The following is an 11,673-nucleotide window of genomic DNA, read 5'->3' on the forward strand; positions in this document are numbered from 1 at the left end:
GCGATTCTGGGCTTCATAGAAAGCCACCGCGCAGGGAGGATATCATGAAAGCACGTTACGTTTTGCTCGCCGGAATCGCCGCCACGTCCTTCGCGACGGTGGCCGCAGCGCAGACCACGCCCATCCAGGACACCCCCGTTCAGACCGCAGGCGTGTCAGACGACACCGCCGCGACGCCAGCGCCGATCGACGGCCAGGACGACATCGTCGTCACCGCGGTTGCGCGTGGCACCAACCGCCTCAACACCTCGATCACGACCAGCTCGATCGGCTCCGACGCGCTGATCCAGCTCGCGCCGCGCACCTCGGGCGAGCTGTTGCGCAACCTGCCCGGTATCCGGGTCGAGGCGTCGGGCGGTGACGGCAACGCGAACATCTCGGTCCGCGGCCTGCCGGTCGCATCGGGCGGCTCGAAGTTCCTCCAGCTCCAGGAAGACGGACTGCCGATCCTGGAGTTCGGCGACATCACCTTCGGCAATGCCGACATCTTCCTGCGCGCCGATTTCAACGTCCGCACCGTAGAGTCGGTTCGCGGCGGCTCCGCCTCGACCTTCGCGTCCAACTCGCCCGGCGGCGTGATCAACTTCATCTCGAAGACCGGCGAGCAGGAAGGCGGCGCGTTCCAGCTGTCGAGCGGGCTCGACTACCGCGAATTCCGCGTCGATTTCGACCAGGGCGGCAAGCTCTCGGACAGCGTCACCTATCATGTCGGTGGCTTTTACCGGATCGGCGACGGCCAGCGCGAGGTCGGCTTCGACGGCGTCAAGGGCGGCCAGCTCAAGGCGAACATCACCAAGTCGTTCGACAATGGCGGCTATGTCCGGCTGTACGGCAAGTATCTCGACGACCGCGCGATCGGCTATCTCCCCAACCCGGTGCGCGTCACGGGCAGCAACAGCGACCCCGATTACAGCAGCATCGCCAATTTCTCGATCAACAACGGGACGCTGCACAGCGCCAACATCCGTACCGCGCAGACGCTCGACGGCAACAACCGGCTGACCACGCGCTCGATCCGCGACGGCCAGCACCCGGTCGTCTATTCGGCGGGCCTCGAGACGCAGATCCCGCTCGCGGACGACTGGAACATCGTCGAGCGGTTCCGCTATGCCGACATTTCGGGCGGCTTCACCTCGCCCTTCCCCGCCAGCGTCGATTCGGCGCAGTCGATCGCCAACGGCATCGGCGGCGCGGGCGCCCAGCTCTTCTACGCCAGCGGTGCGCAGGCCGGTCAGCGCATCGGCGACCCCGCCTCGCTCAACGGCAACGGCCTACTCGCCAACATCGTCCTGTTCGACGTCGACCTTAAGAGCCTCAACAACATCACCAACGACATCCGCCTGAACGGTTCGCTGCCGTTCGCCGGCGGGTCGCTGGCGGTCACCGGCGGCTTCTATGCCTCGCGGCAGGACATCAAGAGCGACTGGCTGTGGACCTCGTCCGTCCAGACCGTCGCGGACAATGGCCGCTCGGAACTCGTCGACGTCCGCACCGCGGCGGGCGTGCCCGTCACGCAGAACGGCGTCCCCGGCTATTCGGCGAGCTTCTTCGGCAATTGCTGCCGCCGCTCCTATGATCTCGACTATACGACCTACGCGCCGTTCGCGCAGCTCGGGCTCGAGCTCGGCCGGTTCAACATCGACGGGTCGCTGCGCTATGATTTCGGTCGCGCGCGCGGCAGCGTCGCCGGCTCCGATCTCGGCGCCGCCTTCGGCAGCGGCATCACGACGTTCGACATCAACGGCGACGGCGTGATCTCGGCCGCCGAGCGTCAGGTCGCGGTGATCCCCAACGCCCGCTCGCCGCTCGACTATAACTATGATTACCTGTCCTATTCGGGTGGCGTGAACTTCCGCCTGACCGACAGCACCGCGGTGTTCGGTCGCTACAGCCGCGGCGGGCGTGCCAATGCCGATCGCCTGCTGTTCGGCCCCTCGATCAACACCGCGACGGGCGGGCTGACCGACCAGGGCGCAGCCGTCGATTTCGTCCGCCAGCTCGAGGGCGGGTTCAAGTTCCGCCAGGGCGGCGTCTCGCTCTACGCCACCGGATTCTGGGCGCGCACCGAGGAACAGAATTTCGAGGCGACGACACAGCGTTTCTTCAACCGCGAATATGACGCCAAGGGCGTCGAGATCGAGGGCCGGATCGCACGCGGGCCGTTCTCGCTCTCGGCCGGCGGCACCTATACGGATGCCGAGATCACCCGCGACGTGCTCAACCCCGGGGTCGAGGGCAACCGCCCGCGTCGCCAGGCCAAGTTCATCTATCAGGCGACGCCACAGGTCGATTTCGACCGCGTGACGATCGGCGCGAACGTGATCGGCACCACCGACAGCTATGCGCAGGACAACAACGTCCTCAAGATGCCGGGCTATACGCAGGTCAACGCGTTCGTCTCGATCCGCCCGGCGGACAATGTGACGCTGTCGGTGAACGGCAACAACCTGTTCGACGTGAAGGGCATCACCGAGGCCGAGGAGGGTGCGATTCCGACCAACGGCATCGTCCGCGCCCGGTCGATCACCGGTCGCACGATCTCCGCCGCCGTCCGCTTCGGCTTCTGATCGGCCGACCCAGGTGCGCGTATCCTCCCCCACCGAGCGTCGCCTCGCGGCGCTCGGGCCCCGCCTGCGCCGCCAGCTCGAACGCCTGTATGGCAGTACCGGGCTGGCGATCTGGCCGCGGCTCGAGGCGATCCTGCGCGAGCGGGCCGCCGAACGGCCCGCCGCGATGGCTGCCCTCGACGAGGCGCGGCTCGCCGACCCCGACTGGTTCGTCGCGCCCGACATGCTCGGCTATTCGACCTATGTCGACCGGTTCGCCGGGACGGTCGAGGGTCTGATCGGGCATGTCGACCATCTCGAATCGCTCGGCGTCCGCTATCTCCACCTGCTCGCGCTGTTGAAGGCGCGCGAGGGCGACAGCGATGGCGGCTTCGCGGTCGCCGACTATCTGTCGGTCGAACCACGGCTGGGGACGATGGCCGATGTCGAGCGGCTCGCCGCACGACTGCGCGAGGGGCGGATCAGCCTGTGCGTCGATCTCGCGCTCAACCATACCGCCGACGATCATGCCTGGGCGCAGGCGGCGCGCGACGGCGATCCGCATTACCGCGCCTTCTACCACGTCCTTGGCGACGACGAAGCGCAGGCCTATGAGGCCGACCTGCTGCAGGTCTTCCCGACCACCGCACCGGGCAATTTCACGCCTGTCCCGGCGATGGGCGGACAGGTCTGGACGACCTTCTACCCGTTCCAGTGGGACCTGAACTGGGCCAATCCGGAGGTCATGCTCGCGATCGTCGACACGATGCTGCGGCTCGCCAATCACGGGTTCGAGGCGTTCCGGCTCGATTCGATCGCCTTCCTCTGGAAGCAACTCGGTACCGACTGCCGCAACCGGCCGCAGGCGCATTACATCGTCCGCGCACTGCGCGCCGCGCTCGACATCGTCGCCCCCGCGACCCTGCTCAAGGCTGAGGCGATCGTCCCGACCGCGCTGGTCCCGCCTTATTTCGGCGCGGACGAGGGGTCGGACTGGGATGGCGGGTTCGAGCCCGAATGCCATCTCGTCTACAACAATTCGCTGATGGTTGCCGGCTGGGTCGGGCTCGCCGAGCAGTCGGCCGCGCTGCCCCACGCGATCGTCGCGGCGAGCGGCGGCCTGCCGCGCGGCGCGAACTGGCTCAGCTATGCGCGCTGCCATGACGATATCGGCTGGGGTGCGGTGATCGGCGACCTTGCCGGGATCGACCCGGACCCCGTCGCGCGGCTGACCATAGCGGCGAAGTTTCTCGACGGCGCGGAGGGCAGCTGGGCGCGGGGCGAACCGTTCCAGTCCGACGGTTCGGTGCTGCACGGCTCGAACGGGACGATGGCGTCGCTCGCCGGGCTCGAGGCCGCGCAGACCGATGAGGAGCGCGAGCATGCGTTCCGCCGCATCGCGCTGCTCAACGCGTTGTCGATCGCCAGCGGCGGACTCGCCACGCTCTATATGGGCGACGAGGCCGGCCTGCTTAACGACCACAGCTATCGCGACGATCCCGATCGCGCGCATGAGGGGCGCTGGCTGCACCGCCCGGTGATGGACTGGGACGCGCTCGACCGCGCTGCCGCCCTTCGCATTTCCGGCGACATCAGGGCGCTCCGCACCGCGCGCATCGCCAGCGGCGGGGCCGGCGCGCCCGCGACGATCGCCACGTCGACGTCCGCGCTGCTCGGTATCGCCTGTGGCAGCGACCGCGTCTTCCTCAACTTCTCGCCCTACGCGGTCCGGGTCGGCGATCTCGCCGGCTGGCACGACCGGGTGGCGGATACCCCCATCGGAGACGACGCCATGATCGGTCCCTGGAGCGTGCTTTGGGCAGGGCCCTCGGCATGACCGCCGCCCCGCCGCTGTTCGGCTGCATCGAGGCGGGGGGCACCAAGTTCGTGCTCGGCGTCGCACGCGATCCCGACACCGTCCTCCGGACCGCACGCATCCCCACCACGACGCCCGACGAGACGCTCGGCGCCGCGCTCGAATTCTTCACCGCGGCGCAAGCGGAATGGGGCGCATTCGATGCGCTCGGCATCGCCTCGTTCGGCCCCGTCGATCTCGATCGCTCGTCGCCCGGCTGGGGCCGGATCGTCGACACGCCAAAGCCCGGCTGGAGCGGCACCGATCTGGTCGGCCCGTTCGCGCGCGCGCTCGACTGCCCGGTCGGGTTCGACACCGACGTCAACGGCGCGATCCTTGCCGAGAGCCTGTGGGGCGCCGCCACCGGCGCCGACATCGCGGTGTACGTTACCGTCGGCACCGGCATCGGCGGCGGTGCGCTGGTCGAGGAACGCCCCGTGCATGGCAGCCGCCACCCCGAAATGGGGCATATCCTCCCCCGCCGGCATCCCGACGACCGCGACTTCGCCGGCACCTGCCCGTTCCACGGCGACTGCCTCGAAGGACTGGCGAGCGGACCCGCGATCGCCGCGCGCTGGGGCGCGTCACTGTCGGAGCTCGGCCCCGATCATCCCGCGCATGACATCGTCGCCTATTATCTCGCCCAGCTGGTCGTCGCGCAGCAGGCGCTGCTGTCGCCGCGGCGGATCGTCCTCGGCGGCGGCGTGCTGGGAACCGCCGGGCTGCTCGACCGGGTTCGCGACCATGCCGCTCGGATGGCGAACGGCTATTTCGGCACCCGCGATTATGCCACCCTCATCGTCGCGCCGGGACTTGGCGACCGCGCCGGTCTGCTCGGCGCGCTGGCACTCGCACAAAGGGCGCGTCGATGACCAAACCCCGTCTGTCGCTGATCCGCCTCATCGAGATGAATCTCGGCTTTCTCGGGCTGCAATTCTCGTTCGGCCTGCAACAGGCCAACATGGCGCCGATCTACGGCTATCTCGGCGCGGACGAGGCGAGCCTGCCGCTGCTCTGGCTCGCGGGGCCGGTGACCGGGCTGCTGATCCAGCCGCTCATCGGCGCGATGAGCGACCGGACCTCGACCCGGATCGGGCGGCGGACCCCCTATTTCCTCGTCGGCGCGGTGCTGTGCAGCCTGTGCCTGCTCGCCATGCCGTACAGCCCGACTTTGTGGGTCGCGGCCAGCCTGTTGTGGGTGCTCGACGCCGCCAACAACGTGACGATGGAGCCCTACCGCGCCTATGTCGGCGACCGGCTGCCCGATGATCAGCGCGCCGCAGGGTTCCTGACCCAGTCGGCGTTCACCGGCCTTGCGCAGACCCTGTCCTATCTCGCGCCGTCGCTGCTCGTCTGGATCGGCTTCAACAAGGATGCGGTCGACGGCAACGGCATTCCCGACATCACGCGGATCGCCTTCCTGATCGGCGCGGTGCTGTCGCTTGCGACGATCCTCTGGTCGGTGCTGCGCGTGCCCGAGCTACCCTTGCCCGAGGAGGAAAAGGCGCGGCTGGCGAAGGAACCGCTCACGCTCGGCGGCACGCTGCGCGACCTCAAGACCGCGCTGGTCGAGATGCCCCCGCCGATGCGCCAGCTCGCGCTGGCGATGCTGTGCCAATGGTATGCGATGTTCGCCTATTGGCAGTTCATCACCTTCGCGGTCGCGCGCTCGCTGCACGGCACGTCGGATGCGAAGAGCGTCGCGTTCCGCGATACCGTGCTGACCGTCGGCCAGCTCGGCGCCTTCTACAATGCGGTCGCGTTCGTCGCGGCGATCGCGCTGGTGCCGGTCGCCCGCCGCTTCGGTGCGAAGACGGCGCATGCCGCCTGCCTGCTCGCATCGGGCGTCGCGATGCTGGCGATCCCCGGCATAAGCGACGAGGCGGGGCTGTTCGTCGCGATGCTCGGCATCGGCATCGGCTGGGCGAGCATGATGGGCAATCCGTACGTCATGCTGATCGACATGATCCCGCCCGAACGCAACGGCGTCTATATGGGCATCTTCAACATGTTCATCGTCATCCCGATGATCATCGAGAGCCTGACCGTCCCGCTTTTCTACCAGTCACTGCTCGGCGGCGACCCGCGCAACATCCTGTATGTGTCGGGCGCACTGATGGTGCTCGGCGCGGCCGCGACGCTGCGGGTCCGGATGCCCGCGACGGCGACGCGATCGGCGTCGTAACGGCGGGGCCGGGCGTCAGCCGACCGCGGTCGCGTGGATCGGCATCAGCGCCGCGCCGATCGTCGCGGCCGCACCCTGCAGCGTCGATACCGAGATGCGCGGCGGGACGCTGCAATGGTCGCCGATGTGCATCGCGCCGAAATCGATGTGGCGGACCAGCGCGTCGAGGATCGGCGTCGGCAACGGGCTCGAGATCACGAACTCACCCGGATCGATCCAGGCGATGCCCCAGTTGATGATCGGCCCGATCTGCCCCGCGGCCCGGCGCACCCACGCGTCGACGACCGGCTCATAGCCCTGGATCACCCGGTCGAAATCCACCAGCGAGTCGATCGCGCAGCCCGCCTCGCGCAACGTCGACAACAGGTCGAGCGTCGAGGGGCGCGGCGCGCTGGTCGGGTAGAGGCAGCCGATCTCCCCCGCGCTCGCCATCGCCCCGCGCAGGATTCGCCCCTCGACGATGATTCCCGCGCCGATCCCGTGCCCGAGCAGGATGACGACCGCGGTCGAACAGCGCCGCATCAGTCCGCCGACATAATATTCGGCGAGCGCCGCGGCGTTCGCGTCGTTCTCAATCCACACCGGGTGGCCGATATGCTCCTCGAACAACGCCTTCAGGTCGATCCCGCGCCACGCCGCCAGGCTGTCGACCGTCCAGCGCCGCGTCCCCTCGATCGACAGCGCCGCACCCGGCACGCCGATCCCGACGCCCAGCAGCCGCCGACCGAGCAGCCGGTTCGCGATCGCCATCTCGTGCATCGCGGTCGTCACCCGCTGCGCGAACACGCGCGGATCGGGATCGTCGAACGGCGCGGATCGGTGCGCGATCACGCCGCCCGCATAATCGACCAGCGCCACCTCAAGCAGCCCGCGGTGGAGCATCGCCCCGACCCCATATCCCGCCTCGGGCGAGATCTGCAGCGGGACCGCGGGGCGGCCGGGCGCGACCGGGGCCGCCCCCGGGCATTCCTCGATCAGCCCGTGCGCGAGCAGCGTCGCCGACAGCCGCGTGATCTTGGTCGCGCTCATCCCCAGATCGGCGGCGAGGTCCTTGCGCGACCGTGCCCCCCAGGACCGCAGGATCTGCATCACGCGCCGCTCGTCGTCATCCAGTCTCAACCGCGACATCGCCATCCGCACACGTCCCTTCGCCGCACCAGATAGCCGATAAGTTTATTTCGTGAAATTAATTAATTTTGTCATATTCCCCGACCAACGGCTGACATATCAATCGGGTGGGAGAAACAATCATGACAAAACACGGCTTGCGTTCGGGATGTGCGCTGATCGCGCTGGGGATTGCGGCACAGACGCCGGCCTGGGCACAGACGGCGCCGTCGGCCCCCGCCGCCACCACCGCGACCGCTGCCGACCCGGCCAGCGACCCCGCGCAGGTTGATCCCGCCCAGGCCGACCCCGCCCAAACCGACCCCGTCGCCGGCACCGACATCATCGTCACCGGCTCCGCGCGCGAACAGCGTCGCTTCGACGTCTCCTATGCGGTCAATTCGCTCAGCAATGCCGACATCCAGAAGCTCGCACCGCTCAACTTCGCCGATCTGCTCGGCAAGCTGCCGGGCTTCGCGGTCGAGAATACCGGCGGCGAGGTCCAGAACATCATCCGGCTGCGCGGTCTGCCCAGCGACGGCGGCCTCGTCACCTTCCAGCAGGACGGGCTGCCGTTGTTCCACGAGAATGACGGCAACTTCTTCCGCGGCGACAGCCTCAACCGCTTCGACCTGATGACGCAGCGCGTCGAGGTCGTCCGCGGCGGCCCCGCCCCGGTCTATGCGAGCTATGCCGCCGCGATCGTCAACAACATCACCGTCTCGGGCACCGACACGGTGCGCGGCAAGGCGCAGCTCACGCTCGGCGACACCGGCCTCTACCGGATCGACGGCTATCAGGCCGGGCCGATCGACGATTCGACCTATTACGCGATCGGCGGCTTCCTTCGCCGCCACGACGGTTATCGCGACAACGGCTTCCCCAACGACCGCGGCGGCCAGGTCCGCGCCAACATCAAGCATGACTTCTCGAACGGGTCGCTGCGCGTGTCGGGCAATTACCTGAACGACCACAACGTCTTCTACCTGCCGATCCCGACCGCCGACCCGCGCGATCCGTCCAAGTCGCTCAACCAGTATATCGACTTCTTCAGCGGCACGATGAACTCGCCCGCATTGCGCAACGCGACGATCCGCTACCGCGAGGCCGACGGCACGACGCGCAACGTCGGCGCCGATCTCGGCAATGGCCGCCATACGCAGTTCGGCAATGTCGGCGTTCAGTATGACGCCGATTATGACGGCTGGAAGGTCGCCGCCAAGGGCGGGGTCAGCATCGGCAAGCTCCACTTCAACGCGCTCTATTCGACCAGCAATCCGTCCGACGCGACCGCGTTTGCGGGCAGCTATCTGACCGCCGCACGCACCGCCTTCGGCGCGGGTGTCACCCGCCTCGGCTATGCAATCGCCGGCACCGACGGCGCCGAGGTCTATGACCCCAATGCGGCTTCCGGCCTGGTCGTCCCTGCCCAGTTCCGCGACGTCACGTCGAAATTCTACTCGACCCAGGGCGATCTCAGCGTCACCCGCTCGATCGCGACCGGCTTCGGCACGCACGACCTGCGCGTGGGCGTCTATGGCAGCCTGTACGGCGAAACCAACGAGGTCGCCTATCAGGACTATCTGCTCGAGGTCCGGGGCAAGCCGCGCACGCTCGACCTGATCGCCTATAACGCCGCTGGCCAGGCGCTCGGTTCGGTGACCGACAATGGCGTGCTGCGCTACACGACCACGCTCAACCGCGGGAATACCGACGCGTCGATGTACGCCTTCTACGCCAACGACACCTGGGAACTGACCCCGGGGCTGAAGATCGACGGCGGCATCCGTCACGAACGCTACAGCTTTGACGGCTATGCCTTTGCGACGACCTCGGCCAATCTCGGCGACCCGACGACGCTCGCCGACAATGCCGTGCGTGCCTTTACCGGGCAGATCATCCGCTCCTCGCTCGCGCCCGACATCACCAACTGGACCGCGGGCATCAACTACGACGTCACCCGCCATCTCGGCGCCTATGCGCGCGCCTCGCATCTCGAAACCCCGCCCTCGACGCAGGTCACCTATCAGATCAACCCGACGATCCTGACGCCCAAGGCCAACCAGTATGAGGTCGGGCTGAAGGCCGCGTTCGGCCGGTCCTATCTCTATGTCATCGGCTTCTACACGCGCTACGACCCGCTCAACGCCTCGTTCGTCGCGCTCGACCCGGTCACCGGCCGCAACGACCAGTCGGTCCCGTTCGTCGGCAAGGCGGACATCAAGGGGATCGAGATCGACGGCAATCTCGCGCTGCCCTACGGCTTTGCGGTCACCGGCGCGCTCACGGTCAGCGATCCCAAGTACAAGAGCCTCGTCAACGCGAACGGCGCCAGCGCGGGCGATGTCGAGGGGAACCAGCTCGTCCGCGAGCCCAAGGTCTATGGCAATATCCGCCCCTCGGTCGATTTCGACATCGCCGGCAATGCGGTCCAGCTCTATGGTCGCTACGAATATGTCGGGAAACGCTATGTCGATTTCTTCAACAACACCGCGCTGCCCGCCTATGGGACGGTCGGCGCGGGCATCACGCTGACGCGCGACACGTGGCAGATGCAGGTCGTCGGCGACAACATCTTCAATGCGAAGGGCCTGACCGAGGGCAATACGCGCACCGACCAGCTCAGCGGCCAGGGCACCGCGGACGCGATCTACGGCCGTCCGATCTTCGGGCGCAACGTCCGCCTTGTGGTCAGCAAGTCCTGGTGACCGGCCTGCGGATGATCCTCGCGGTGGCGCTGGCGGCCACCGCATCGGTGCCGCTCGCCGCGCAGGGACCGGCGCCGGCGGCAACCGGGCAGGTCGGGCGATCCCCCGACGCCCCGATCGACGCGCTTTCGCAGCGCCTGTTTCCCCGGCTCGGCGCGTTACGCGCTACGCCGCGCTGGGCGCAGGCACTCGACCGCGACCCGGCGATGGGGACGCTGCAGGCCGCCCGCACCGCGCGGCGCGCGGCGTGCGGCATCGCAGCCGCCTGCACGATCGAGGCGGCGATCTGGACGACCGGGGATCGCGCCGCGCTCGTCGCGATCCTCGATCGGCTCGCGGGCAAGCGCGGGCTGCCGCCGCTCGCGGCGAACGCGGATCTCGCACCGGTCGCGGCGATCGATGCCGAGCTCGACGGGCTGAACGCGGTGCTTCGCGTCTATGGGCTCGGCCATCCGTCACGCTATCCCGCGATCGACGGCCCCGTCTTCACCCCCGCGGTCCCGTATTTCGCCGACGGCGTCGCAGTCGGGATCGAGTTCGCCCGCGCCGCCTCAGGCGCTGCGCCCGACACGCTCGACGGCAGCGTCGCGCTCGCGCTTGCGCTGCTCGATGGTAACGACGCGACCGCGGCGACACTGTTCGAACCGCTCGACGACCGCGAGAATGCCGGCGTCCGTGCCGCAGCCGCACGCACCGACTGGGCCGCCTTCCGCTATACCGCGCTGATCGTGCCCGGCGTCGGGCCGGAGGACAGCGCCACACGGCTCAGCCCGCGCAGCAAGCTCCACGCGCTGCTCGCCGCGCAACGCTATCGCCAGGGGCTCGCCCCGTTCATCCTCGTCTCGGGCAGCGCGGTCCACCCGCGCGGCACCCGCTTCGTCGAAGCCGTCGAGATCCGCCGCGCGCTGATCGAGCGCTACGCAATTCCCGCCGATCGCATCATCCTCGAACCCTATGCGCGGCACACGACGACCAATCTGCGCAACGCCACGCGGCGGATGGTCGCGCTCGGCATCCCGCTCGACCGGCCGACGCTGATCGTCACCGACGCGCAGCAGAGCGCCTATGTCGAAAGCCCGACCTTCACCACGCGCAACACCGCCGAGCTCGGCTATATGCCCGGCGCGATCGGCCGACGGCTGTCCGTCTACGACCTCGAATTCCGCCCGTCGCGCCAGTCGCTCCGCCAGGATCCCCGCGATCCGCTCGACCCATGACCGGCCCCTCCCGGCGGCACGCCCCCGCAAACACAAATCCCCCAACCCCCACCCT

Annotated in this window: 7 protein-coding genes; 6 read left to right on the forward strand and 1 reads right to left on the reverse strand. The window is 68.3% G+C overall.

Annotation, left to right across the window (positions count from 1 at the left end):
- Positions 1 to 44: 44 nt before the first annotated feature.
- The 4 genes from GV027_RS03380 to GV027_RS03395 are packed head-to-tail and all read left to right on the forward strand — an operon-like array spanning position 45 to position 6,586.
- Positions 45 to 2,567 carry a TonB-dependent receptor domain-containing protein gene (locus GV027_RS03380; RefSeq protein WP_159510992.1) on the forward strand — a complete coding sequence of 841 codons (2,523 nt, stop codon included), beginning with the start codon at positions 45 to 47 and terminating at the stop codon, positions 2,565 to 2,567.
- Between the two features lie 13 nt (positions 2,568 to 2,580).
- On the forward strand, positions 2,581 to 4,383 hold the full coding sequence (locus tag GV027_RS03385; RefSeq protein ID WP_159510993.1) for an alpha-amylase family glycosyl hydrolase: 1,803 nt from the start codon (positions 2,581 to 2,583) through the stop codon (positions 4,381 to 4,383).
- Positions 4,380 to 5,273 (forward strand): ROK family protein, encoded by an 894-nt coding sequence (locus GV027_RS03390; RefSeq protein WP_159510994.1) that lies wholly within the window; start codon positions 4,380 to 4,382, stop codon positions 5,271 to 5,273. The genes GV027_RS03385 and GV027_RS03390 overlap by 4 nt, the downstream gene beginning before the upstream one ends.
- A complete protein-coding gene (locus GV027_RS03395) occupies positions 5,270 to 6,586 on the forward strand; it encodes an MFS transporter (protein ID WP_159510995.1) in 1,317 nt (438 codons plus the stop codon). Before GV027_RS03390 ends, GV027_RS03395 begins: the two co-directional genes overlap by 4 nt.
- Positions 6,587 to 6,601: 15 nt before the next feature.
- On the opposite strand, the gene GV027_RS03400 is transcribed toward GV027_RS03395, so the two are convergent.
- On the reverse strand, positions 6,602 to 7,720 hold the full coding sequence (locus GV027_RS03400) for an ROK family transcriptional regulator (RefSeq protein WP_159510996.1): 1,119 nt from the start codon (positions 7,718 to 7,720) through the stop codon (positions 6,602 to 6,604).
- 116 nt (positions 7,721 to 7,836) lie between these two features.
- Here GV027_RS03400 and GV027_RS03405 point away from each other — a divergent pair, with 116 nt between their 5' ends.
- Positions 7,837 to 10,401: a TonB-dependent receptor gene (locus GV027_RS03405; protein ID WP_159510997.1), complete on the forward strand. Its 2,565-nt coding sequence runs from the start codon at positions 7,837 to 7,839 to the stop codon at positions 10,399 to 10,401.
- Complete coding sequence (locus GV027_RS03410) at positions 10,398 to 11,618, forward strand: YdcF family protein (protein WP_159510998.1); 1,221 nt, start codon at positions 10,398 to 10,400, stop codon at positions 11,616 to 11,618. The genes GV027_RS03405 and GV027_RS03410 overlap by 4 nt, the downstream gene beginning before the upstream one ends.
- Positions 11,619 to 11,673: the final 55 nt, after the last annotated feature.

The sequence above is a fragment of the Sphingomonas sp. T1 genome (assembly GCF_902506585.1).
Classification (GTDB): domain Bacteria; phylum Pseudomonadota; class Alphaproteobacteria; order Sphingomonadales; family Sphingomonadaceae; genus Sphingomonas; species Sphingomonas aerolata.